24 protein-coding genes and 1 riboswitch are annotated in these 24,667 nt (G+C 53.0%); of the genes, 5 read left to right on the top strand and 19 right to left on the bottom strand.

From position 1 onward, the window contains the following. Positions 1-69: 69 nt before the first annotated feature. From OCV69_RS03345 to OCV69_RS03265, 17 genes are all read right to left on the bottom strand, one after another. Positions 70-4,626 carry a PolC-type DNA polymerase III gene (locus tag OCV69_RS03345; protein WP_262562974.1) on the bottom strand — a complete coding sequence of 1,519 codons (4,557 nt, stop codon included), beginning with the start codon at positions 4,624-4,626 and terminating at the stop codon, positions 70-72. Beyond that, complete coding sequence (ispG, locus tag OCV69_RS03340; protein WP_022273627.1) at positions 4,626-5,693, bottom strand: flavodoxin-dependent (E)-4-hydroxy-3-methylbut-2-enyl-diphosphate synthase; 1,068 nt, start codon at positions 5,691-5,693, stop codon at positions 4,626-4,628. The genes OCV69_RS03345 and ispG overlap by 1 nt, the downstream gene beginning before the upstream one ends. 45 nt (positions 5,694-5,738) lie before the next feature. Next, positions 5,739-6,818, bottom strand: a complete 1,080-nt coding sequence (locus tag OCV69_RS03335; protein WP_158357431.1) for a M50 family metallopeptidase — start codon at positions 6,816-6,818, stop codon at positions 5,739-5,741. 12 nt (positions 6,819-6,830) lie between these two features. Further along, positions 6,831-7,994, bottom strand: coding sequence for a 1-deoxy-D-xylulose-5-phosphate reductoisomerase (locus OCV69_RS03330; RefSeq protein WP_158357433.1), 1,164 nt, complete (start codon positions 7,992-7,994; stop codon positions 6,831-6,833). A gap of 19 nt (positions 7,995-8,013) precedes the next feature. After that, positions 8,014-8,820 carry a phosphatidate cytidylyltransferase gene (locus OCV69_RS03325; protein ID WP_158357435.1) on the bottom strand — a complete coding sequence of 269 codons (807 nt, stop codon included), beginning with the start codon at positions 8,818-8,820 and terminating at the stop codon, positions 8,014-8,016. A gap of 11 nt (positions 8,821-8,831) precedes the next feature. Further along, positions 8,832-9,560 carry an isoprenyl transferase gene (locus OCV69_RS03320; protein ID WP_158357437.1) on the bottom strand — a complete coding sequence of 243 codons (729 nt, stop codon included), beginning with the start codon at positions 9,558-9,560 and terminating at the stop codon, positions 8,832-8,834. 77 nt (positions 9,561-9,637) lie between these two features. Beyond that, complete coding sequence (frr, locus tag OCV69_RS03315) at positions 9,638-10,192, bottom strand: ribosome recycling factor (RefSeq protein WP_022273622.1); 555 nt, start codon at positions 10,190-10,192, stop codon at positions 9,638-9,640. 12 nt (positions 10,193-10,204) lie between these two features. Further along, positions 10,205-10,909, bottom strand: a complete 705-nt coding sequence (pyrH, locus tag OCV69_RS03310; RefSeq protein WP_158357439.1) for a UMP kinase — start codon at positions 10,907-10,909, stop codon at positions 10,205-10,207. Between the two features lie 255 nt (positions 10,910-11,164). Beyond that, positions 11,165-11,698, bottom strand: coding sequence for a rubrerythrin (rbr, locus tag OCV69_RS03305; protein ID WP_022273619.1), 534 nt, complete (start codon positions 11,696-11,698; stop codon positions 11,165-11,167). Between the two features lie 144 nt (positions 11,699-11,842). Beyond that, positions 11,843-12,871: a threonine aldolase family protein gene (locus tag OCV69_RS03300; RefSeq protein ID WP_158357441.1), complete on the bottom strand. Its 1,029-nt coding sequence runs from the start codon at positions 12,869-12,871 to the stop codon at positions 11,843-11,845. A 14-nt stretch (positions 12,872-12,885) separates the two neighbouring features. Further along, the gene (locus OCV69_RS03295; RefSeq protein WP_262562973.1) at positions 12,886-13,590 is read right to left on the bottom strand and encodes a hypothetical protein; all 705 of its coding nucleotides are present in this window, start codon (positions 13,588-13,590) and stop codon (positions 12,886-12,888) included. A gap of 101 nt (positions 13,591-13,691) precedes the next feature. Beyond that, the gene (gene rsmH / locus OCV69_RS03290; protein WP_158357443.1) at positions 13,692-14,765 is read right to left on the bottom strand and encodes a 16S rRNA (cytosine(1402)-N(4))-methyltransferase RsmH; all 1,074 of its coding nucleotides are present in this window, start codon (positions 14,763-14,765) and stop codon (positions 13,692-13,694) included. 178 nt (positions 14,766-14,943) lie between these two features. Then, the gene (locus OCV69_RS03285) at positions 14,944-15,813 is read right to left on the bottom strand and encodes a DUF362 domain-containing protein (protein WP_158357445.1); all 870 of its coding nucleotides are present in this window, start codon (positions 15,811-15,813) and stop codon (positions 14,944-14,946) included. A 52-nt stretch (positions 15,814-15,865) separates the two neighbouring features. Continuing rightward, the gene (locus OCV69_RS03280) at positions 15,866-16,330 is read right to left on the bottom strand and encodes a GNAT family N-acetyltransferase (RefSeq protein WP_022273614.1); all 465 of its coding nucleotides are present in this window, start codon (positions 16,328-16,330) and stop codon (positions 15,866-15,868) included. Positions 16,331-16,344: 14 nt separating this feature from the next. Next, positions 16,345-17,043 carry a radical SAM protein gene (locus OCV69_RS03275; RefSeq protein ID WP_158357447.1) on the bottom strand — a complete coding sequence of 233 codons (699 nt, stop codon included), beginning with the start codon at positions 17,041-17,043 and terminating at the stop codon, positions 16,345-16,347. Positions 17,044-17,058: 15 nt separating this feature from the next. Continuing rightward, complete coding sequence (locus OCV69_RS03270) at positions 17,059-17,661, bottom strand: type 2 periplasmic-binding domain-containing protein (RefSeq protein ID WP_022273612.1); 603 nt, start codon at positions 17,659-17,661, stop codon at positions 17,059-17,061. After that, positions 17,658-18,707 carry a nucleoside hydrolase gene (locus OCV69_RS03265; protein ID WP_158357449.1) on the bottom strand — a complete coding sequence of 350 codons (1,050 nt, stop codon included), beginning with the start codon at positions 18,705-18,707 and terminating at the stop codon, positions 17,658-17,660. Before OCV69_RS03265 ends, OCV69_RS03270 begins: the two co-directional genes overlap by 4 nt. Before the next feature lie 178 nt (positions 18,708-18,885). Next, a riboswitch (PreQ1 riboswitch) is annotated at positions 18,886-18,930 on the bottom strand. A gap of 168 nt (positions 18,931-19,098) precedes the next feature. On the opposite strand from OCV69_RS03265, the gene OCV69_RS03260 reads away from it, so the two are divergent. The 3 genes from OCV69_RS03260 (at position 19,099) to OCV69_RS03250 (ending at position 21,477) form a co-directional block, all read left to right on the top strand. Then, positions 19,099-20,220, top strand: a complete 1,122-nt coding sequence (locus OCV69_RS03260; protein WP_262562972.1) for a M20/M25/M40 family metallo-hydrolase — start codon at positions 19,099-19,101, stop codon at positions 20,218-20,220. Positions 20,221-20,559: 339 nt separating this feature from the next. Beyond that, positions 20,560-20,853 carry a hypothetical protein gene (locus tag OCV69_RS03255; RefSeq protein WP_262562971.1) on the top strand — a complete coding sequence of 98 codons (294 nt, stop codon included), beginning with the start codon at positions 20,560-20,562 and terminating at the stop codon, positions 20,851-20,853. A gap of 12 nt (positions 20,854-20,865) precedes the next feature. Next, the gene (locus OCV69_RS03250) at positions 20,866-21,477 is read left to right on the top strand and encodes a hypothetical protein (RefSeq protein WP_262562970.1); all 612 of its coding nucleotides are present in this window, start codon (positions 20,866-20,868) and stop codon (positions 21,475-21,477) included. A 366-nt stretch (positions 21,478-21,843) separates the two neighbouring features. Here OCV69_RS03250 and OCV69_RS03245 read toward each other — a convergent pair whose 3' ends face one another. Both OCV69_RS03245 and OCV69_RS03240 read right to left on the bottom strand, forming a co-directional pair. Further along, positions 21,844-22,074: a DUF6718 family protein gene (locus OCV69_RS03245; RefSeq protein ID WP_158357453.1), complete on the bottom strand. Its 231-nt coding sequence runs from the start codon at positions 22,072-22,074 to the stop codon at positions 21,844-21,846. Then, positions 22,046-22,669, bottom strand: a complete 624-nt coding sequence (locus OCV69_RS03240; RefSeq protein ID WP_158357455.1) for a nucleotidyltransferase family protein — start codon at positions 22,667-22,669, stop codon at positions 22,046-22,048. The genes OCV69_RS03245 and OCV69_RS03240 overlap by 29 nt, the downstream gene beginning before the upstream one ends. Positions 22,670-23,604: 935 nt before the next feature. Between OCV69_RS03240 and OCV69_RS03230 the strand changes: the two genes are divergently transcribed. Further along, on the top strand, positions 23,605-23,928 hold the full coding sequence (locus OCV69_RS03230) for a type II toxin-antitoxin system Phd/YefM family antitoxin (protein WP_022272565.1): 324 nt from the start codon (positions 23,605-23,607) through the stop codon (positions 23,926-23,928). Beyond that, positions 23,925-24,260, top strand: a complete 336-nt coding sequence (locus tag OCV69_RS03225) for a type II toxin-antitoxin system RelE family toxin (protein WP_158357457.1) — start codon at positions 23,925-23,927, stop codon at positions 24,258-24,260. Before OCV69_RS03230 ends, OCV69_RS03225 begins: the two co-directional genes overlap by 4 nt. Positions 24,261-24,667: the final 407 nt, after the last annotated feature.

The raw sequence follows: 24,667 nt of genomic DNA, 5'->3' as shown, positions 1-24,667 counted from the left end.
CACTTTTGGATATTTCTGTCAAGGAGGGACCGCAATTTTTTCTCACAGCTCCCGGCGGACGGACAGCCGTTAGAAATCGAACAGGGAAAGCTGGTTGGTCTCCGGAAGGTCCTTAAGGATCCCCAGTTCTCCCATCAGGTCGCAGATGGTCTTGCTGACCCTGGTCCGGTTCCTGAAATCCTCCTTGGAGAGGAAGGGACCGTCCTTGGCCGCCTCCTCGATGGAGTCCGCCGCCTTCTCGCCCAGGCCGTCGATGCTGTTGATGGAGGGCATCAGCTTATTTCCCATGACCTGGAAATGCCTGGCCCTGGCCTTATAGATATCCATGGGAAGGAAATCAAAGCCCCTGGCGTACATCTCCTGGACGATCCGCATATCCCTTAAGGTATCCTGCTCTTTTTTGGAAAGGGAGTCGGACCGCCTCTTATAATCTGCCAGATGGCTTTCCAGCTTTTCCCGTCCCAGACACATGATCTCATAGGAAAACGCGCTGGCGCGGATGCTGAAGAAGGAAGCATAATAGGCCAGCGGATAGAATACCTTGCAGTAGGCGATCCGCCAGGCCATCATCACGTAAGCCGCCGCATGGGCCTTGGGGAACATGTACTTGATCTTTTTACAGGACCATATGTACCAGTCGGGCACCCCGTGGGCTGACATCTCCTCCTCCCACTCAGGCTTTAAGCCCTTGCCCTTTCGGACCGATTCCATGATGGTAAAGGCCGTTCCTTCCTCCAGTCCCTGCTGGATCAGATAGACCATGATATCGTCACGGGTGCAGATGGCCGTCTGGATCGTTGCCTTGCCCTCCTGGATCAGGGTCTGGGCGTTGCCCAGCCACACGTCCGTTCCGTGGGCCAGTCCGGCGATCCGCACCAGGTCAGAAAAATATTTGGGCTTTGTATCCAGGAGCATCTGCATGGCAAAGTCCGTTCCGAATTCAGGGACCCCCAGGGCTCCCAGCTTACAGCCGCCGATGTCCTCGGGCGTGATGCCCAGGGCCGAGGTATCCTGGAACAGGCTCATGACCTCCCTGCAGTCCAGAGGGATATCCTTTACAGGATCCAGGCCGATCAGGTCCTGGAGCATACGGATCATGGTGGGATCATCATGGCCCAGGATATCCAGCTTTAACAGGTTGTGGTCAATGGAGTGGTAGTCAAAGTGGGTGGTGATGGTCTTGGTGGTCATATCGTTGGCCGGGTGCTGCACTGGAGTGAAGGAATAGATCATCTCTCCCAGGGGAAGGACCACGATGCCGCCGGGGTGCTGGCCGGTGGTGCGCCTTACGCCCACGCAGCCCTGTACGATCCGGTTGATCTCGCAGTTTCTCTTCCTCTCCCCATGCTCCTCAAAATAGTTCTTCACATAGCCGAAGGCCGTCTTGTCCGCCAGGGTGCCGATGGTCCCTGCCCGGAAGGTCTGGCCCTTTCCAAAGATCACCTCCGTGTAATCGTGGGCGCGGCTCTGGTATTCCCCGGAGAAGTTTAAGTCGATATCCGGCTCCTTATCTCCCTTGAACCCCAGGAAGGTCTCAAAGGGAATGTCAAAGCCGTCCTTGGTCAGGGGATGGCCGCAGACCGGGCACAGCTTGTCCGGCATATCGCAGCCGGCCATACCGGAATATTTCTTCACTTCCTCTGAGTCGAAGTCGTAGTAATGGCAGTTGGTGCAGTAATAATGAGGACTTAAGGGGTTTACCTCCGTGATCCCCGACATGGTGGCCACAAAGGACGAACCCACGGAGCCCCGGGAGCCCACCAGATATCCGTCCTCATTGGACTTCCACACCAGTTTCTGGGCAATGATATACATGACGGCAAATCCATTGGAGATAATGGAGGTCAGCTCCCGCTCCAGCCGGTCCGTCACGATCTTCGGAAGGTTTTCCCCGTACATTTCATGGGCACGGTTGTAGCAGATGTTCCTCAGGGTCTCGTCAGAATTTTCAATGACAGGCGGACACTTATCCGGCCGCACCGGAGCGATGGGCTCGCACATATCGGCGATCTTCCTGGTATTGGCGACCACCACCTCATAGGCCAGATCGCTGCCCAGGTAATCGAACTCTGCGAGCATTTCCTCCGTGGTGCGCAGATATAGGGGGGCCTGCTCGTCGCTGTCCTTAAAGCCCATGCCGGCCATGAGGATCCTCCGGTAGATCTCGTCCTCCGGATCCAGGAAATGGACGTCGCAGGTGGCGCACACAGGCTTTCCGCACTGCTCCCCCAGGCGCACGATCTTCCGGTTGATCTCCTTCAGATCCTCCACGGTCTTTACGGTGCTCTTTTCATCCCGCAGCATGAACATGTCGTTGCCCAGGGGCTGGATCTCCAGATAGTCATAAAACCGTACCAGCCGCTGGAGCTCCGCGTCAGTGCCTCCCCGCAGGATGGCCTGGTAAAGCTCCCCGGCTTCGCAGGCCGAGCCGATGATCAGTCCCTCCCGGTACTGGTTTAAAAGGCTCTTGGGGATCCTGGGCCGTCTGGAAAAGAACCGCACATGGGACCAGGACACCAGCCGGTACAGGTTCACCCGGCCCAGGTCGTTTTTTGCCAGGATGATCACATGGTAGGTGGGCATTTTCATGATAGCCGAATCCTCCGCCTGGTTAAAGACGTTCAGATCGTCCAGGGTCTCCATACCATGCTGTTTTTTTAACATTTCCACGAATTTCAGGAAAATTCCTGCCGTGGCCTCCGCATCGTCCACGGCCCGGTGGTGGTTCTCCAGGGATACATTTAACGCCTTGGCCACCGTATCCAGCTTATACCGGTTCAGATTGGGAAGGAGCACCCGGGCCAGGGCCACCGTATCCATGACCGTGGGATGGAATTCATATCCCAGAACGGAGGCATTGTGGCTGATGAAGCCCACGTCAAAGGACGCGTTGTGGGCCACCAGCACCGCTCCCCGGCAAAACTCCAGAAACCGCCCCAGGACCGGGCCGATGGTCTCGGCTCCCATGACCATGGCATCGTTTATGCCTGTGAGCCGTTCAATCTCAAAGGGAATGGGCACCTCCGGGTCCACAAACTCGTCCATGCGGTCTGTGATCACCCCGTTTTCCACCCTTACGGCTCCGATCTCAATGATCTTATTCTTCACAGGGGAAAAGCCGGTGGTCTCAATGTCAAATACCACAAAAGCGCCGTCCAGGCTCTGGTTTTCAGAGTTCTCCACGATCTCCTTCATATCGTCCACCAGGTAGCCCTCGACCCCGTAAAGGACCTTGAAGGCATCGCCCTTATCCAGGGCATGGCTGGCGTCCGGGAAGGCCTGGACGCAGCCGTGGTCAGTCACAGCCAGGGCCGGCATTCCCCACTGCTTTGCCCGTTTTATGATATCCTTTACCTCAGAAACGCCGTCCATGTCGCTCATTTTCGTATGACAGTGGAGCTCCACCCGCTTCACCGGCGCGTTGTCCACCCGCCGGGTGGTAAAATCCTCGCACTTTTTGATCCCAGTGATGGATCCCACGGTCAGCTCGCCGTCGAACCGGTCGATGGTGGTGATCCCCTTGAGCTTTATGAACTTCCCCTGCTTTATGGCCTCGTCGGCGTCGGCCTCCTGGTCCTCTCTCAGGAACATCTTGATGGTGATGCTGTCGGTGAAGTCGGTGAGATCAAAGATCATCATCTTGCTGCCGCTTCTAAGCTCCCTTTTTTCCACCCGGATGATCTTTCCCCGTAAGACCACCTCGCCGATCTCTCCGGCGATCTCATGGATCTCCATGGTCTCGCCCTCGAAATCGCGGCCGTAAAGTACATCTGGATTCTCCGACTTCCGGTAGGGCATTCTTCCTCCCCGGCCGCCGTCCCGCTTAAAGCCGGAGCCAGAGCCGTTCTGGCCGCCCTGGAAGCCGCCGCTTCCGGCCCCGCTGCCGGGATTCCCTTTTCCTCCGGCAGTTTTTTTCTCTCCAAAGCTCTTTTTTGTAAAGGTCCGGGAGCCGGGCTTTTGATCCTTGGCCGGGGCGCTCCCCCCGCCTGGACCGCCATGGTCTTCCTCCTGGCCCCGGGAGCCTGCCGTTTCCTCCTGCCCGCCGCCCATATCCTGGACGTGGGACGCCAGAAGGGCCGCCAGGGCCGCCTCCTCGTCAAAGTCGTCCCGTCTCTCCTTCTCTGCCTTTGTGAAGGAAAACCTTACCTCTGCCGGAAGGCCGCACCGCTCTGTAAAGATCTTTTCCAGGATCCGCCCCACTTCCTTTGAGCGTTCCCGGTAGATCAGATTGTCCTCGATGGTCATGACCATGGTATCCTCTGCCTCAAAGGCCGTTTCCGCCCGGCGTAGGATATTGTATTCGATCATGCCAAAATTCTTAAACTCCATCAGGATGCTGTCCTTGTAGACCTGGTACAGCTTTTCCGGCGTATACTGGGCCGAAAGGCGGTATTTTTCAAGGATCTTCACGGTGATGGAGCGGCCGGGGAAGAGCTGTTTTGCGATCCCATCCTCCATGCTGTAAATATTCTTTTTATGGATCAGTCTGGGACTTACGATATAGATGCGAAGAGAGCTTCTGTCCTTTGGCATGGATACCTTTTCCACCATGACCAGCTTTAGAAGCTCCTTTAATTCTTCGCCGATATGCAGTCCCGGAAATACTTCCAGAAACGGTTTTTCCATTATTCTCCCTTTGCTTCCTTCATGGCCAGAAGCTCCGCCCGCAGAGCCGGCAGAAGCTCATCCTCCGGCAGCTTCTTAAGGATCTGCCCCTTCTTAATGAGCAGGCCCTCGCCAATGCCTCCGGCAATTCCGATATCTGCCTCCCTGGCCTCTCCCGGTCCGTTGACCACACAGCCCATGACGGCTACCTTCACATCCAGGTCGATATCCGCCACCATTTCCTCCACCCGGGTGGCCAGGCCGATGAGGTCGATCCTGGTGCGCCCGCAGGTGGGGCAGGAGACCACCTCGATGCCGCCCGTCCTCAGCTTCAGCGCCTTGAGGATCAGCTTGGCGCTCTTTATCTCCTCCACGGGATCCCCGGTCAGGGAAACACGGATGGTGTCCCCAATGCCCTCATAGAGGATGATCCCCAGGCCCACAGAGGATTTAATATTTCCAGAAAGCAGGGTCCCCGACTCGGTGATCCCCACATGGAGGGGATACCGGCAGTCCCTGGCCAGAAGCTCATGGGCTTTGACGCACATCATCACATCTGAGGACTTGATGCTCACCACCAGATTATCGTAGCCCAGCTCCTCGATGACCTGGACCTCCCTTTTTGCGCTCTCCACCAGGGCCTCCGCCGTGACTCCCCCGTACCGTTCCACCAGCTCCTTCTCCAGGGAGCCGCTGTTGACTCCCACCCGGATGGGGATGTTATACTCCTTCGCCTTATCCACCACGGCCTTGACCCGCTCCCTGGCGCCGATGTTCCCCGGATTGATCCGGATCTTATCAGCACCGCTTTCCATAGCGGCAATGGCAAGCCGGTAATCAAAATGGATATCCGCCACCAGAGGGATATGGATCTCCCGTTTGATCCGGCGGATGGCGTCAGCCGCCTCCATGGTGGGCACCGCCACCCGGATGATGTCACAGCCGGCGGCCTCCAGCTTAAGGATCTGGTCCACCGTGGCCTCCACATCCTCTGTTTTCGTATTGCACATGGACTGGATCAGCACCGGATTCCCTCCGCCGATCACCTTATCTCCGATCCGGATCACCTTCGTATTTTCCCTGTACATAAAATCCTCCAAACTTTCCACGGACCGCCTTGCAGACCGGCGGCCTTACATAAGGAATCTCACATCGTTAAGCAGCACAAACACCATAAAGGCCATGAGAAGCGCCATTCCGGCCATGTTCACCGCGCCCTCGATCCTCTGGTCCACCGGCTTTTTCGCCGCCAGCTCGTAGGCGAGGAACACCAGACGGCCTCCGTCCAGGGCCGGGAACGGCAGCAGGTTCATGACGCCCAGATTGGCGGAAAACATCACCATCAGATTCAGGATGTTCATAAACACCGTTACCAGGCCATAGGGCCGCACCTGGTCCACCGTATCGTCGATGATGGAGACGATACGCACCGGACCTGCAATGTCGTCGGCGCTTATCCGGCCCTTTACCAGCTCCTTTAAGCTGTCCACCACAGTAAGCACTGCGTACCGTACTTCTGCGGCTCCGTATTTTATGATCTTCGGGATGTTAAAGCCCAGGGACTCGTAGCCGGAAAACTGGATCCCGGTCAGATACCGGCCGTTCTGGAGCGTAAAAAGATCCGCATCCAGGAACGCCTCATGGCTCTCCCATTTTCCAGTCTCTCCGTCCATCCGGTCATACTGCACCGTAATGTCCCGGTTCCCGTTTACCAGCATCTTAAGAACCACATCCCTGGCGATCATCACCCGGCGGCCGCCGATCTTTGTGATCACATCTCCGGCCTTAAGCCCTGCCGCATCCGCCGCCTGGCCCGGCGTCACCTCCTGGATCCTTGCCGGATCATAACCGGACCAGGATACGATGACCATGGCGAATACAAAGGCCAGGATAAAATTAAAGACCGGGCCTGCGGCCACCACGGACATCCGGGCTGCCGGGGATCTTGAGAAAAACGAGACTCCGCTTCCGTCCTCCGGGTCATTCTCTCCCTCTTCGTCGCCAAATTCCCCCAGCATGGCGCAGGAGCCGCCAAAGGGGAACAGCTTCCAGGAATATCTGGTCCCGCTTTTTTTACTCACATGGGAAAGGAGCCGGGGACCAAATCCAAGGGAAAACTCCACCACAGTGATCCCATTAAGCCTGGCCAGAAGAAAATGGCCGAACTCATGGAATAAAACTATCACACTTAAGACAACCAGTGCCAGTATCACGCTGTCCCTCCATTATATCTGAAATTTATTCTTTTCCTGCCGTCTGCGCAGGAACTCATACGTTTCCTGCTCCGCCTCCAGGACCTGCTCCAGAGACGGATGGCTGATCCTTGTATGATGGGCCATGGACTCGGCGATCATATCCGTGATCTCCAGGTATCCGGCCCTGCGGTCCAGGAATTCCGCCACGGCAAACTCATTGGCCGCGTTGAATACCACCGGCATGGAGCCTCCGGCCTTTCCGGCCTCATAGGCCAGGGCCAGGCCGCGGAAATTCTCCGGATCCGGCTTCTCAAAGGCGATCTCCATAAGCTTCCAGAAATCCAGCCGGTCCCCGGCCAGGGGCCGCCGCTCCGGATAATACAGGGCGTACTGGATCGGAAGCTTCATATCTGGCGTTCCCAACTGGGCCATGACGGCCCCGTCCTCAAACTGTACCATGGAATGGATGATGCTTTTAGGCTGCACCACCACCTGGATCCGGTCCAGGTCCACGTCAAAGAGCCACCTGGCCTCCATCACCTCCAGGCCCTTGTTGACCATTGTGGAGCTGTCGATGGTGATCTTTCTTCCCATGGACCAGTTGGGATGCTTTAAGGCATCCTCCACCTGCACGCGCTCCATCTGCTTCCTGGTCCAGCCCCGGAAGGGGCCTCCGGAAGCCGTCAGAAGGATCTTATCTATCTTATTCCCATGCTCTCCGTTTAAGCACTGGAAAATGGCGCTGTGCTCGCTGTCCACCGGAAGAAGGCGCACCTGGTGCTCCCTGGCCAGGGGGACGATGAGATGGCCCGCTGTCACCAGCGTTTCTTTATTGGCCAGGGCGATGTCCTTTCCCGACTTAATGGCAGCCATGGTGGGACGGATTCCGATCATCCCTACCACCGCCGTCACCAGGATCTCATATCCGTCCATGGCCGCGATCTCCATGAGGCCGTCCATGCCGGATACGATCCTTGTATCCGTATCCCTGACCCGCAGGGCCAGGTCCTCTGCCCTTTCTTCGTCCCAGACGCCGCAGACAGCCGGATTAAATTCCCGGATCTGCTCCTCCAGGAGCCTGATATTGCTTCCCGCCGCAATGGCTTTTACTGAAATATCCCCGTTGGCCCGCACCACATCCAGGGTCTGGGTGCCGATGGAGCCGGTGGAGCCTAGGATCCCTATGGTCTTCATTCCGCTTTCCCTCTTTCTCTTATCGTAAGCCCAGGAACATCACTGCAAAGTAAATGGCCGGGGCCGTAAAGATCATACTGTCGAACCGGTCTAAGATCCCGCCGTGGCCGGGGATCAGATGACCGTAGTCCTTGACGCCGTGGTTCCGTTTGATGGCAGAGGCCGCCAGATCCCCGATCTGGGAGATCACAGCCGCAATGGCACAGGCAGCGGCGCTGATAACACCGGGCCGGGCCAGCTCCACCATATGGCCTTCAAAGTATACGCCGTATAAAAAGCCCAGGAGGGCCGCTCCCAGAACGCCTCCCACGGCTCCCTCCACCGTCTTTTTGGGGCTCAGCTTCGGCGCCATCTTATGCTTTCCAAGGAGCATTCCCACACAGTAGGCACACGTATCACAGCCCCAGGAGCTTAAAACGATGAGCCACACCAGGTATTTTCCGTCGGGCATGGAGCGCACCTGATACAGGTAGGAAAGCATCAGCCCCACATAAAAGATCCCGAAAAAGGCCACCGTGATCTGCTCGGTGGTAAATTTAGGGAACGTAAACACATAGATGGTCATTAAAAGCATCAGCGCTGCGATGGCAAGGAAGGTCACATGACGGTCCATGCCAGTCCATACGATGGCATAATACGCCAGAACGGCCCCGTAGCCCACCAGGCCCGGCAGCTCCTTTTGGATCTTCATGACCCGGTACAGCTCAAAAAGGCCGATCAGGGAAATTGCCAGGGACACCAGGAACAGAAGCGTCCCTCCCTTAACCAGCAGAAATGCCGCCAGGATCACCAAAACGATCCCGCTGATCAGTCTGGTCGTAAACATATTGTCACCCCTTACTTCTTCTCCGTCTGGGAAACGCCGCCGAACCGGCGGTCTCTCTTATTATACTGGCGGATGGCCTCCAGTAATTCCTCTTTGTTAAAATCCGGCCAGAGGCAGTCGGTCACATAAAGTTCCGAATAAGCAAGCTGCCAGAGCAGGTAATTGGAAAGACGCAGCTCCCCGCTGGTGCGGATCAGAAGATCCGGATCCGGGATCCCGGCAGTATCCAGATAGGAGGCAAACCGGCTTTCCGTCATCTCCTCCTCGGTGATCCTTCCGGCCTTCACATCCTCCATGACCTTTTTTACAGCCCTGGTGATCTCATCCCGGCTCCCGTAATTGACGGCGATCACAAAGGTAAGGCCTGTATTGTCCTTTGTCTCCCGTTCCAGGCTGTCGATCCCCTCTACGATATCCGGCGCAAACCGGCTCCTCTCTCCGATCATCCTTACCCGCACATTATTGGCCTTGGCGATCTTTAAAAGCCGTTTTGCATAATACCGGAACAGCTGCATCAGGGCTCCCACTTCCTCTGCCGGCCGTTTCCAGTTTTCTGTGGAAAAGCCATAGACCGTCAGGTACCGGATCCCCAGTCTGGCTGCATCTTCTACGATCTGTTCCACAGTTTCGCAGCCCTTTTTATGGCCCAGCTGCCGGGGAAGGCCCCGTTTTTTCGCCCAGCGGCCGTTTCCATCCAGGATCAGCGCCACGTGGGCAGGAATCTTGAGATTTTCTTCCATTCTTTCCTCCCGTCCGGCATCCTTGGCCGGATTTCAAAAGACAGGGGCCAGGTTTCCCTGCCCCCTGTGATCTTATCTTATACTGTAAGGATCTCTTTCGTTTTGTTCTCCACAGCCTTGTCGATCTTCTCGATGGCCTTGTCGGTGATCTTCTGAATCTTTTCCTCAGCATCCTTTAAATCGTCCTCAGAGATCTCATCGTTCTTTTCCATCTTCTTAAAGGTATCGTTGGCATCGCGGCGGATATTGCGGACTGCCACCTTGGCATTCTCGCCCTTCTTCTTTACATCCTTGGCCAGCTCCTTACGTCTGTCCTCGGTGAGCTCTGGGAAGATCAGGCGGATGCAGGAACCGTCGTTGTTGGGATTGATGCCCAGATCCGAGGTCTGGATCGCTTTTTCAATGGCCTTTAACAGGCTCTTCTCCCAGGGCTGGATCAGGATCATCCGGGCCTCAGGCACGGAGATATTTCCCACCTGCTGGATCGGGGTCGGAGTTCCATAATAGTCTACTTTGATCTTATCCAGAACGTGCGGATTGGCGCGTCCGGCACGAATGGAGGCGTAATCATTCATCAGGCTGTCAATGGTCTTATCCATCTTTTCTTCGTAGATCTTTAACTGTTCTTTCATAATAACCTCCTGTTATGAAACGGTAACGATGGTACCGTTAATATTTCCCTGCATGGCATTGGCGATGCCGTTTTCCTCGTTTAAGGAGAATACGGCCATGGGCATTTTATGCTCCATGCACATGATGGACGCCGTCAGGTCCACCACTGCTAACTGCTTGTCGATCACTTCCTGGATGGAGACTGTATCGTACTTTTTCGCAGCCGGATTGACCCTGGGATCGCTGTCATAAACGCCGTCAATGGCCTTGGCCAGGAGAATGCAGTCCGCATCCATCTCAATGGCCCGCAGTGTGATGGTCGTATCCGTGGAGAAATAGGGATGTCCGATCCCTCCGGCGAAAAATACTACCATGCCTCTTTCAAAGTATTTATTGGCCCGGTCCTTGGAAAACAGCTTTGTCATAGAGCCGCACTCAAAGGGGGTTAAGATCTGGGTCTTCATTCCAGTGTTCCGGAAGATCTCAGATACGTAAATACAGTTCATGACGGTAGCTAACATTCCGATCTGGTCCGCCTTGGTACGGTCGATGGCGTCGCTGGTACGGCCTCTCCAGAAGTTTCCTCCGCCGATGACGATGCCCACCTGGACGCCGGCATCCACCGAAAGCTTCACCTGTCTTGCAACCTCTTTTACCGTATCCTCGTCAAAACCTGTTTTTTTCGGACCAGCCAGCGCTTCGCCGCTGAGCTTTAAAAAAACGCGTTTCATTTTCATTCTCTGCGCTCTCCTATGTATTTTGTTGTAACCGTCCAGCCATCAGGGATCCGGCGCTTCCTGTCCGCCGCAGGCGGCAGGAAGGGGGCATGGCTGAACCGTTCTTTTTTGCTTGTAGGAAATTATATCATACTTTCTGTGAATTGCCAACATGGATTTAAAAGGTTCTCCAGGTTCCCGCTTTCAGCCGGCTTTTCATATAAGCACCTGGTGACCGAAAAAATCCCCCGGGGCCGCGCTCCGGGGGATCCACTTTTAATAATTCTCTGCCTTTACTTCAAAGAAGCTCTGGGGATGGGCGCAGACCGGACAGACTGCCGGGGCCTTTTTCCCAATTACGATATGGCCGCAGTTCCTGCACACCCACATCACCTCTTCACTCTTTTCAAAGACCTTTTTCATCTCCACGTTCTCAAGAAGCTTTAAATACCGCTCCTCATGGGTCTTTTCGATCTCCGCCACCATACGGAACTTATGGGCCAGAGCTGTAAAGCCTTCGGCCTCCGCCTCCTGGGCAAAGGTCTTGTACATATCGGTCCACTCATAGTTCTCTCCGGCTGCAGCGGCTTTTAAGTTCTCTGCTGTATTTCCCAGGAGGGATAATTCCTTGAACCACATTTTGGCGTGCTCTTTTTCATTATCTGCCGTTTCCTGGAAGATCGCGGCGATCTGCTCATAGCCTTCTTTTTTTGCGACGCTGGCAAAATACGTATACTTGTTCCTGGCCTGGGACTCGCCGGCAAATGCAGCGATCAGATTCTGCTCTGTCTTACTTCCTTTTAATTCCATTGCAATTCCCTCCATAAGAATGTTTTTACTGACATTTTTATTTTATGGATTATTATGTCAAAAGTCAATGGATCCTATTCGAAATTCACACATCTTTCACATTCCATATTCTGGGTCCGCTGCCAGGCCAGCAGACGACAGCTATTACATCAGTGCCAGGAGCTTCCGGATATCCTCTTCCTTTGTGGCCCAGCTGGTGGCAAACCGCACCACCGTATGGTCCGCATCCTTTTTCTCCCAGATACTGAAGCTCACTTCCTTCCTTAACTCCTCCAGCTTTTTGTTTTCCAGGACCACGAACTGCTGGTTTGTGGGAGAGTCGATGTGGAAGCCATAGCCCTTTTCCTTCAGCCCCTGCTTTAAAACCTCAGCCATCCGGATGGCATGGCGGCTTACTTCCATATAGAGGCCATCGGTGAACAGTGTATCAAACTGGATCCCCAGAAGGCGTCTTTTGGCTAAAAGTGCTCCATGCTGCTTGATGGTGGTGAAAAAGTGCTTCGGAACCCGCTCCTTTTTCGGGAACACAACGGCCTCTCCGCAGAGAGCTCCCACCTTTGTTCCTCCGATATAAAAGGCGTCGCAGTACTCAGCGATCACCGGCAGAGTCACGTCCGTACCATGGGCCGCAAGACCGTATCCCAGCCTTGCTCCGTCCATATACAGGGGAATCCCATACGCTTTGCAGACCTGATGGAGGCCTTTCAGCTCGTCTTTTGTATACAGTGTACCGTATTCCGTGGGATGGGAGATGTAGACCATGCCCGGGAATACCATGTGCTCATACGTCTCGTCTCCCCAGAACGTCTTTAAAAGGCCTTCCAGCTCCCCCGCGTCCAGCTTTCCTTCGTGATGGGGAAGTGTGATGACCTTATGGCCGGAAGCCTCGATGGCTCCGGACTCGTGGCAGTTCACATGGCCTGTCTCTGCGGAAACCACTCCCTCATAAGAGGATAAAAGCCCGTCGATGACTGTGGCGTTGGTCTGGGTGCCGCCCACCAGGAAGAACACCTCGCCTTCCGGGCACTGGCATGCGTCCAGGATCTTCTCCCTGGCACTGGCGCAGTAGGGGTCTGCTCCATAGCCGGGCAGCTTCTCCATATTCGTTTCGATCAGTCGGTTTAAAATTTTTTCATGGGCTCCTTCCAGATAATCGCATTCAAATGCCAGCATCGTTATTTCCTCCTCTATATTGTTTTTTCAGTTTTTTCGGATCTTTCAGATCTTTCGGAACGCTCGGTTTTTTCAGGTCTTTCTGGTCTTTCAGATCTTTCGGGGTGCTCAGTTCTTTCTGGTCTTTCGGTTTTTTCGGTTCTTTCTGCTCTCTCCGCTCTTTCAGCCCTTCCGGATCTCTCCAACCTCTCAGACTGGCCCTGCCGCTCTCCCCGTGGCTGCCGTTCTCCCCTGGGGGCCCGCTCCGGCTTCCCGGCCCGCTCTGGCTTTTCTCCCCTCTCCGGCTTTTCTCCCCGGCTCCGCTCATTTCTTGTTTCCGGCCTGGCCTCCCGCTTTTCCTTCTTTTCCTTTTTATCCTCACGGAAGCTTTTGAGAACCAGACTGGACGGATAACGGTATGCGTAGGTACAGCCCTTCATGAGCGCTTCCTCCTCCGGAGTCCGGCATACGCTGAGGATCATGTCCTCCTCTTCCTGGAGAAGGTAGGCTTCCCCATTTCCATCCCTTTCACGGATCTCCTTATAGATCCGGTACTTTCTGTAATACTCCGGACACGGAGTCTGCTTCACCTTCACCGGCTCCGGCACAATATTGAGTTTATATGCATCCGACATCCTGGCCAGGATATTATGTACCTTTTCGCAGTTTTCCCTGGACACCATATCAGGGGACGGAATACAGACCATGTAATTCATTTTCTGTCCTTCTTTCTCTTTCATGTATTTCATGCCGCCGGGGCCATAATGTCCCGGCCCCTTTTATACCGGATTATATCATGGCAGAAATCCCTTTTCAATAGCCGCTTTCACTGGCGGCGCTTCTATTCCTGCGCCCGGATGGCCCAGCGCATCTTTGTGGATCTGGCCCGGGGATTTCTCTGACATTCCTCCGCCGAGGGACGGATCACCTCCTCGGAGATCTCCTGGTACAGCCCGGCCTTCTTCCCCTCTTTAAAATAGTGCTTCACAAGCCGGTCCTCTCCGGAATGGAACGTAAGAATCGCCGCCCGTCCGCCTGGGGCCATGACGCCGGGGAGCTTTTCCAGAAAGCTGTAAAGCACTTCAAATTCGCTGTTGACGTCGATCCTCAGGGCCTGGAAGCACCGCTTACAGGATTTCACCACTGCTTCCTTTCTCTCTTCCTCCGGGAGAAATCCCAGCGCTGTCTCGATGGCCTCTTTAAACTGGGTGGTGGTCCGTATATATTCCTTTTTCCGATTCCGTTTTAATACCTCCCTGGCGATCTCCTCTGCATAAGGCTCATCAGAATTCTCCGCCAGCATTCCGGTCAGCTCCTCCCTGGTCACTTCCTTCAGCCGGTCCGCAGCAGACACTCCCTTTTCCGGATCCAGTCTCAGATCCAGGGGGCCTTCGGCTTTATAGGTAAAGCCCCGCTCCGGATTGTCGATCTGCATGGATGAAACTCCCAGATCGGCCAGGACGAAATCGAATTTTCCCACCTCCTCCGAAAGAAGGTCGATCTCTGCAAAATTCATCTGACGCACGGTAAGGATCTCCTCCCCAAAGCCCTTTTCCCTCAGCCGGGCCGTGGTCTTTACGATCTCAATGGGATCCACGTCCAGACCATAAAGATGGCCGGAGCCCTCCAGCTTTTCCAGCATCCTCCGGCTGTGGCCGCCATAACCCAGAGTGGCGTCCAGCCCCCTCTGGCCTGGCTGGATCTGTAAAAATTCCAGGATCTCATCGACGCAGATGGATAAATGCATCCCCGCCGGCGTGCTGCCCTTGGAGATAACCTTTTCAATGGTCTCCGCGTATTTCTCCGGTTCTCTCTCCTTATATTTCTCCTCAAATGTCCGGGGATGCGTCCCCTTATAACGGACCCGCCGCTTATGGGGCTTCTGCATATCCTGATTCTGGTTCTGTTCTGCCATTCCCTCTTTGTCCTTTCCTCGTCTTTCGTTCCATTGTATCACGGACGGCTCCCGATTTCCATAGTTTTCGGTTTCTCCGGTCCCAGACCACCGGACCCAGCCCCGGGCTGCAAAAACCGGCTGGCATCCGGCAGCTTCCTGCCAGACACACAGCCGGTCTCACCTTATGTCTGTTTTATTATTTTACTTCCACCAGTTCATACTCTCTGGAGCCGAAGCCCAGGGCAGCGGCAGCCTCGATGGTGTGGACGCCGTTGCGGCTCTCCACCCGCTCCAGGAAGTGCTTCTGTCCAGGATCATCCGTTGCCGCATATACCAGATCGATGCAGGCCTGGTCGATGGCGATGGGATCCTCGGAAACCAGGATACCGATATCCTTCATGCAGGGATCCTCTGCAACGGCGCAGCAGTCACAGTCCACAGACATATTCATCATCACGTTTACATACACCGCGTTTCCATGGAAGAAATCCACTACGGATTTGGCCGCATCCGCCATGGATTCCAGGAAGGAATCATGGTCAGAGGTCCAGATCTTTTCCAGGTCTCCGGCGCCGTGGACGTATGCCTTTCCATAAGAGGAAGCACAGCCGATGGCCAGCTGCTTTAAGGCTCCGCCGTATCCGCCCATGGGATGGCCCTTAAAGTGGGACAGCACCAGGATGGAATCGTAGTTCTTCATGTTCTTTCCCACGAAGTTTTTCTGGATCACCTTTCCTTCCGGAATGGAGAGTTCCAGATCCGGGCCTTCTGCATCCATGAGATCCACGCGGAAATATTTTTTCCAGCCATGGGCCTCCAGGGTGCTCATATGTTTGGCTGTGGTATTTCTCTGCCCTTCGTAAGCAGTATTGCATTCTACCACATTGCCTCCTACCATATCGATGATGGGCTTCCAGAAGGCGGGCTTTAAAAAGTTCTGGTTTCCCACCTCGCCGGAGTGCAGCTTAATGGCCACCTTTCCCGGCAGTTCCTTTCCCAGAAGGCGGTACAGCTCCACCACCTTTTCCGGGGTGATCTCTCTTGTGAAAAATACTTTCGACTTCATATCGAATCTCCTTTCCTGAAGGGATATAATGGATAGCTTTATTATATCGCCCTCAGGCGGTTCTGTCTATCACTTCTGTCTTTATGATGCGAAATCCCTGCTTCCTGTACAGTTCCATGGCCCGGCGGTTCCAGTCTGCCACGTGGAGGACTGCAGGGCCGCGGCCCTCTTTCTCCAGAAGGACCAGAGCCCACTGTAAAAGAGCCCTTCCCAGACCCTGGCCCTGAAATTCTCCCTTCACCACCAGATCGTCGATCTCTTTCCCATAAACGGCCACCGAACCCGCCAGGGTCCCTGAGATCTCCAGGATCCAGATCTCTGACCGTCTCCGGGCCAGCTCTTCCCGGCCGGCGCAGCATTCCGCCGGCTGCAGCTCCAGAGCCGTCCGCATGGCCAGAAAGCAGCCGTTGTACATGATCCTGTATTCCTCATAATCGCTGTCCTGGTAATTTCTCAGGTCCAGGGATGCCTCTGCCCTTCCTCCTGCATATTCCATGGTATGTACAGTAAATTTCAATCCTCTTCCTCCGTTCAGCCGACCCCAAAATCCGTGATCTCATAAAGAACCTCCACTGCGGGATCCTCCATAAGCCACTGGTACTCATCCATGAACCAGTCCACCAGAGCCTGGTCCCGACGGATGGGAGTGGTATTATTATTGTAGACGTTGACGGTCCCCAGCTTAAAATACCGCTTCAGACAGTCGATGTCATACCGGATCATGTCCTTTGTCTGGCCCTGGATCCCCACCATAAGACATGGCGAGTCGAAATATTCTGCCACCTCCCCCGGTTCCCGGAAATCCGCATGCTTATTCAGGACACGCTGGCGGAAATCATAGTCAAAGGTCTCCACGCCGATCTTGAAGATAATGGGGACGCCCATCCGCTCCCGCATTTCCTCCAGCTTATGGCGGTAGATCCAGTGGGCCTCAAAAAACAGCTGCTGGATATTTTTATTATGCACAAGGGCCGCGATCTCGTCAAGCGTCGCCTCGGGAAGCTCAAAGCAGCTCCCCGAATTGATGATCTCCAGGGCTCCCAGTTCACCTGTTACCTGGGACAGTACCTGCCGGTTTAAGGCCTCCATGGCCTCCCGGTCCCTTCCGTTGTCCTCAATATAATCACAGAAGGCGCATTTTCCCCAGGCACAGGGAAAGCCCCTGAGGAGGCATATCTCCCTCTGATTTTTAGCAATGATCCTGCTGTACCGTTCCTCTGGTATTCCCATAGCTGTTCTCCTTTCTTAAGGACCGCAGGCTCTGCCCTGCTGGCCGCATATGGCCTGTTTCAGCCGGTCCGGCACAGCGCCTGCGGCTGCAGACGCCAGAAAAAGGCTCACCGTCCGGTCTGCCAGATCCGTAATGACCTGCACCAGAAATATGCTGGCAGTCATTCCCAGGGGGGTGTGGGACAAAAGCTGTACAAGGACCGTAGAGCCCGACGACGTGATCCCGCCAAAAAGGCCCGCGCAGATCAGGGAGCTCACAATGGTCCCGGGAACAGTGATCAGCGCCGCAGCCAGAAAAAGCCGCAGCCCCCTGACGCGTCCCATAAGCTCCGGCATTCTCCTCGACGCCAGCCCCGCCATAAATCCAGTAACCATGCCCACCGGCGCAAAATACAGCGAATAAATATCAGTGGTCATTCCCATAAGGATCCCGCTGAGAAGATTGGGGAGCATACCGTAAACGGGCCCCAGGAGGATGCCTGCCAAAATGGTCCCGATGCTGTCCAGGTATACTGGAAGCCGCAGGGCCAGGGCTGCCTGTCCGCCCGCTGTGTTGATGCAGGCTGCCAGGGCGATCAGTACCATCTGGTTTACAGTCATTTTTTTCCTGCTTTTCATCGGAGCTGCGCCTCCTTTCCGTGAAGGAATGCCGTTCCCGTCATCCGGCTTCCCGCCGCCAGACCGGGGATCAGATCCAGCTCCTCCTCCCGGCATTTCAAGAGCCTGGAAAAGAACAGCCGGAAAAACCGCTCCGGATCCGTTTCTGTCAATATAAGGGCATTGGGAGCTTTTCTATAAAAGCCCATGGAGTCCACCACGGTCTGCCCCCGGGAGATCCCCTCCGTCTCCACCGCCGTATACGCTTCAAACCCTCGGCATAGTCCAGGGTCCGCGAAATGGGCCACAGCCAGGGGATCGTTGATGACGCAGCCGATCAGATGCTCCCACTCCCAGTGGAAATCAAAATAAAACTTCGTAATCGCCGACACAAAGCTGCCAACCTCCGGATCCAGCCGTTTCAGATACGCGAGAAGATCCGGAGTCAGGACGATCTGTCTGGTCACGTCCAGCCCTGTCATCTCGATCTTCTTTCCATACAGGGCAGCCGTTTCATACACACGGGCCGCCGCATCTGGATCTGCCCAATAATTGTATTCCGCCACTGGAGAGCAGTTCCCATGGCTTTTAAAGCTGCCTCCCATGGACACGATCCGGTCCATGGAAAGGATTGCTTCCGGACAGTCCGAAAGCAGGCGGGCCAGATTGGTCATGGGCCCCAGGGCGATCACGGAGCAGGGGCCTCCTTCCTGTCCCGGCGCAAACCGTTTTTTTAGAAACTCCTGGGCGGTCATGGAGTTCTCATAGCCTGGGACTTCCGGGAGAAAGCTCTCTCCCAGCCCATCGGCCCCATGGGTATCCAGGGCATTCACATAGTCCCGCTTCAGCGGCCTTTCTGCTCCCACATAAATGGGAATATCCAGACACCCCATATGCTTTAAAATTTTTTTTGTGTTGGAAAAGCCCATATCTGCCGGGCTGTTCCCACATACGATGGTAATGGCCTCCACCTGGATCTCCTCCATGGACAGCGCCAGCATCAGAGCCAGGCTGTCGTCGATCCCCGGGTCACAGTCAATAACCACCTTCTGTATCTTTTGATCCATCCTGTTTTCTCCTTCCGTTTTCACGCAGGGGAAACAAAAAACCGCCCCTGCCAGTTTTCTGAAAACCTCAGATAAGCGCACCAGCTTCTGGAAATCCATCCAGAAAACCGGTGCGCCAGGCAAAGAGCGGTACCAGCCCCGCCTTCCGGCCAGGGCTTTTTACCTTTATCATTCTCACTTATGCCTAGTTTTTTATACTGGGAGGTTCACGAACCAGTGGGGACCCCAGAGGATCCCGGTGCCAGAAGTATAGCACAGGGAAGGAATTTGCGCAAGGCCTCTCCCATGTTTTTCATTGATTTTCCACTCTGCTTTTAGTATAATGAAAACATCGGAATGTTCCCGTGAAAAATCAGAAAACGGGACAGATACAAAAGGGAGGAAGATTCTTATGCAGTATAACAAAGAACGGATTTTATCCAGACTCATGGAAATGATCCAGATCGACAGCGTTTCCTATAAGGAAGGCCCCATGACCGACTATCTCCAGAAATATTTTGAGGACCGCGGCTATGAAGTATACCGCGATCAGGCTGGAAAGGCCGTGGGCGGGGACCACAGCGGAAACCTCCTGATCCATATTCCTGGAACTATGGAAGGAGAATCCATCTGTCTCAATGCCCACCAGGATACGGTGGAACCGGGGATCGGTATTGTTCCGGTTCTTGAGGACGGAAAATTAAAGAGCAGCGGGGACACGATCCTGGCCGCCGACGATAAATCCGGAATCGCCATCATGCTGGAGCTTTTGGAGGTACTGAAGGAAACAGGAACCCCCCATCGGGACATGTACTATCTTTTCACCATCTGTGAAGAAAGCGGCATGTACGGCGCAAAAAATTTTGATTATTCCAAAATTCCTACCAAAAACATCTTTTCCCTGGACGGAGCCGGAAATCTGGGCTTTATCTTAAAATCCGGCGCCGGAAAGGACGTGCTGACCATCACCTTCCACGGAAAATCCGCCCACGGCGGCATTGAACCAGAAAAAGGCATCAATGCCATCAACGCTGCGGCCCTGGCCATCAGCAAGGTGAAATTCGGCCGCATCGATCCGGAGACAACCTCCAATATCGGCCGCATCGAGGGCGGCGCAGCCACCAACATCGTTACGGATAAAGTCACCTTTACCTGTGAGGTCCGCTCTCACTCCCAGGCCCAGATCGAGGCCCAGGTGCAGAAGATCATGGATGCATGCCAGGAAGCGGCCGCCGAATTCGGAGCCACCGTGGACATCGATGTGGACCACTTCTGCCCGCCCCACAAGCCGGATCTGGACGGCTTCCTTACAAAGGCAACGGTCCGCGCCCTGGAACTTGAGGGGATCACACCGGAATACCATATCAGCAACGGCTCCGGCGACAGCAATATCTTCTCTGGCCACGGCTTTGACTGCTCCGGGATCTCCACCGGTATGTTCAACGTCCATACCACCGATGAGTACCTGGATCTGGCCGTATTCGAGCAGGCCTTCAACGTAACCTGGAGGATCGTGACAGAGCCTCTGGATTAAAGACAGGGCAGGCAGGGAATAATATCTGTATAGAAAAAAGGATGCTGCGTATCAAAGGGCGAAAAACGTCCTTCCACAGCATCCTTTTTCTTTACACGCCCACTTCTGCCGGTATCACATGCCTGGTGTAAATCCGCAATAAACGCTTCACATTTTATCCCGCACACCCTTGCCCTCCGAAAATAAATATGCTATACTCCCGGCAAAACATATATTTCCTTTGTTCCTGGCCGTATGGCTGTCTGGACTTTCTATCTTCATTTCAGAAAATCTATGCTTTTCCATTTTCTTTATCATGAAAAGCAGGAGATTTTCAGTTCTCCTGCGAAAGGAGGACAAATGAATCATCGAAACCATGATACCAGCCCCGGCCACAATGGCCCAGTAAAGCCAGCGGCCCGCCGCGACTATAAGGATTCCGTATTCCGGATGCTGTTCCGGGACCGGACGAATCTCTTAAGTCTTTATAACGCGGTCAACCAGACCTCCTATACGGACCCGGAGGAGCTGGCGGTCATCACCCTGGAAAATGCCGTCTATATGAACATGAAAAATGATGTGGCCTTTCTTATGGACTTCCGGCTGAATCTCTACGAGCACCAGTCCACCTGGAATCCCAATATGCCCCTCTAGGATCTCATTTATGTGGCAAAGGAATATCAGGTCCTTACGAAAGACCAGACCCTTTACTCTTCCAGCCTCATCCGGCTCCCCACTCCCCGCTTTGTCGTGTTCTACAACGGCTCCGGGATGACTGAGGAATCCTGTATCCTGAGGCTTTCGGACGCATACCAGAGCCCCGAAGCCGAGCCCGAGCTGGAGCTTAAGGTCCGGGTTTTAAAGATCGCCCCGGAGGCCAACCGTGAGCTCCTGGAGGCATGTCAGAGCCTGAAGGAATATATGCTCTTCGTGGAACAGGTACGGAAGTATGCCGCATTCCTGGAGCTGAACGAAGCAGTGGACCGGGCCGTCAATAAATGCATCCGGGATGGGATCCTTTCAGACTTTCTCTCAAAGCATAAAGCGGAGGTGATCGCAGTGAGTATCTTTGAATATGATGAAGAACGGGAGATCCGCCTCATACGGCAGGATGAATTCCGGCAGGGACAGCAGAATATCCTCAGAAATCAAGTTCATAAAAAGCTCCAAAAGGGAAAATCCCCAGCCGTTATCGCAGATGAGCTGGAACTGGAGCCGGAGGTAGTGGAAACGCTGATACAGGAGCTTCGGAAGGAATTATTCGGCAGCGTCCTTTAGAGCTTAAATGCCTTTGGGACCATCCTTACCCGGTATCCTTCCGCTGGGAGTTGCTGTAAAACAGATGCCTTATCTATAATGCAGCGCTACACTCATCCGGCGCAAACTATCCCACCCATCTTTTAACGTGGACAGTATCAAGCGGCTTCTCCTTCTCCTCTCAAAAATGGGCATAGAAAAAGCCGGGATGTATTTCTGCACCCCGGCTTCAGCGGTATCCTGGGTTTAGATTCTTGTCAGAAGTTGGACTCCGCAGCTTGATGTATTCTTGATAAGTTCATTTTTTCTCACACTCTTGTTTATTTCCGTTATAAGCCAGATAATAACCTTTGAAATATACCGTGTGCTTTCACACACGGCAATTTTTTATGGACGGAGTCCTTTTACAAGAGTCTGGAACTCTTGCTCTGTATCCACAAAATGATATGGCGCATACTCACCATACGCAGTTGGTCTGCTGATTGTTACAAGTTGTACTCCCTTATAACCAACTGCTCTGTTCAGTTCCCTTTTTAATTCTGCCAGATGCTTTCCATGAGTTGTTTTTAGAGCAAAACAACCATATCCATCACGATCCTTCGCTACCAGATAGCACATTATTCAATACCTCCTTAAATTCATGCTCATTCCGAATCAACCCGCTTTCATACCTTTCACGCATTTCTCTTCCCGTCTCTATCGGATACTTCTTTTTATATAGGTAATTGTGAAGCCAGTTATTTAGCTGCCTGTCAAACAGCGTATTAAACTGAATTTCTATAGGGTAATGTCTTCCGCTTTTCTGATAGTACACATGAACGCCTCTGTAACCATCATCCACTGCTTTTCCTTTCGTCATATCAGCGATTCGAAACTGCGGAGACTCTTCTTCTAATATTTGATCGTAACTATCACAAAAAGCCCGAAAGCCTAAAATATCATTAAATACTTTTCGAGTCTGGTGATCCGGATAGTAACGGTCATACTTCAAAAGTATGGAATCCAAACTCTTGACTCTGTAATCTAACGCAATGCCTGAAAGGACTTCCTGTTCATCCAGCCACTCAGTCATCGCAATAAGTTCGGCAATTAATGCATCCTTATCAAAATAGTGCAAATTCTTCTTCAATAGAATTCCAAGATGTGACTCAAATGACAGCGCATCCAGAATTTCCACCGATAAGCCATTCATTTTCAATAACTGCTCATTCATAGGCACACCTCCTGCTTATCAGGATTCTTTACTTAAGCTACCACAGATATACTGAATTATCAAGGCATTAAGTATCCCCATATCCTTATTTTCTCACATCTCAGCCAATCAAGATTCATACCTTCTTAGATCGTTGTCTGCTGCTCACCACAAAAAGGTGTGTGTTTATCAGAGCAGCGCAGGGAACTTTTACACCTCAGTATATCACAAAATTTTATTCTTTTACAGCTTTTTTCTAACTTTCAACACCGCATAATTGTAGGACAATATTGTCGTATTCTACAACGGCTCCTGGATGACTGCGGAATCCTGTATCCTGAGGCTTTCGGACGCATACCAGAACCCCGAAGCCGAGCCCGAACTGGAGCAAGGTCCAGGTTTTAAAGATCGCCCCGGAGGCCAACCGTGTGCTCCTGGAGGAATGCCAGAACCTGAAGGAATATATGCTCCTTATGGAACAGGTACGGAAGTATGCCGCATTCCTGGAGCTCAACGAAGCCGTGGACCGGGATGTCAATGAATGCATCCGGGATGGGATCCTTTCAGACCTTCTCTCAACATCTTCTGCTTCTGGACGACCATTTTTGTGTTGTAGGGGACCAGTTTCAGAAGCTTGTTGATATCCTTTAGTCCAGACTACGTTCCTTTGATCGATTTGTTGACACTTTCCAGCGCCTAGGAGAGTTTTGTGCTATCGCCGCCAATCTCAACGGTGATGCCCCGGATTCTGGATGCCATTTGGTAACACCCTCCTCGCGGGCATGAAAAAATCCCATCTGCACGAAGCAGGCTGCTTAAAGTAACAAAATATTATTATCTGTGTATCAAAATCGCCTTTTAGCATACAATATATTTATCAGTAAATTCATCAACCAGTTAGTTGATATTTTGACAAACGTGTGCTATAATGCAAGTAAAGAAAGGAGTGGACGATTATGGCTTCTGTTATGAGTGCTATTACTAATACCGTTCCGATCACCCAATTCAACCGTGGGCTTGCCGGAAAAATTTTTGAAGATGTCAAGCAGTGCGGTGCTAAAGTTGTTATGAAAAACAACACCGCAGAATGCGTTCTCATCTCCCCGGATGAATATATCCGTTTAATGGATGAATTAAATGACGCTCGTCTGCTGGCTGTCGCTTCTGAACGTATGGCACACTTTGATCCTGCCTCTTTGATTTCTGAGGAAGAAATGAACCGCCGTCTCGGTGTTACAGAAGATGATCTCGCCGGTTTTAGCGAGGTCGACATCGAATGAGTTGGAAACTAGAATACCTTCCCGAAGCAGAAAAAGACTTGAAAGACCTCGATGGAAGCCAGCGCATCCTTGTTCTAAAAGCTATCAAAAAAGTTCAACAAAATCCACTGCCTGTTGATGAACAGGGCTATGGAAAGCCACTTGGTAATCACAACAGCACGAACCTTGCAGGACTTCTGAAAATCAAGCTCCGATCCGCTGGCTTACGTGTTGTATATCAGCTTCGCCATACAGAATCATCCATGCTGGTTATCGTTATTGGCATCCGAGCTGACGAAGAGGTATACGATATCGCTCAGAAAAGAGCGCATAAACACGGGCTTTTCGATTGATGCCCAGTTCTTAATCGGCTATAATCCCTATAGTGATTAGTTTTCGGTAACCTTGCGAAATTTGAGATTGGAAAGATGACCTTCGGAGCACCTTCTTTTCCCTACTGTAAATTATTGAATAATCTGCAATAATGGGAACCAGAATAGAGCCCAATAAGGTGGCTCTGAATTACCGGAATATATGACTCTCATTCTCCGAAATGGTGGCTCTCAATGTCCGGACAGGTGACTCAGAGAACTCTGGAATAATCACTCCATAATTGTAATACAATAATCTAAATATCTTCCGCCTACAATTATAGCAGGGAACAGAGTATTAGGAAATCCGTAGGAATATTTGGCGCTTACGAATTATAAAGAGGATGCTGCATGGATGGGATAAAGAATCTCCTTCCGCAGCATCCTTT

It is taken from the genome of Alitiscatomonas aceti (assembly GCF_025567195.1).
GTDB lineage: Bacteria > Bacillota > Clostridia > Lachnospirales > Lachnospiraceae > Alitiscatomonas > Alitiscatomonas aceti.
Note: the sequence above shows the minus strand (reverse complement) of the source record. Positions and strands in the feature narration are given on the sequence as shown.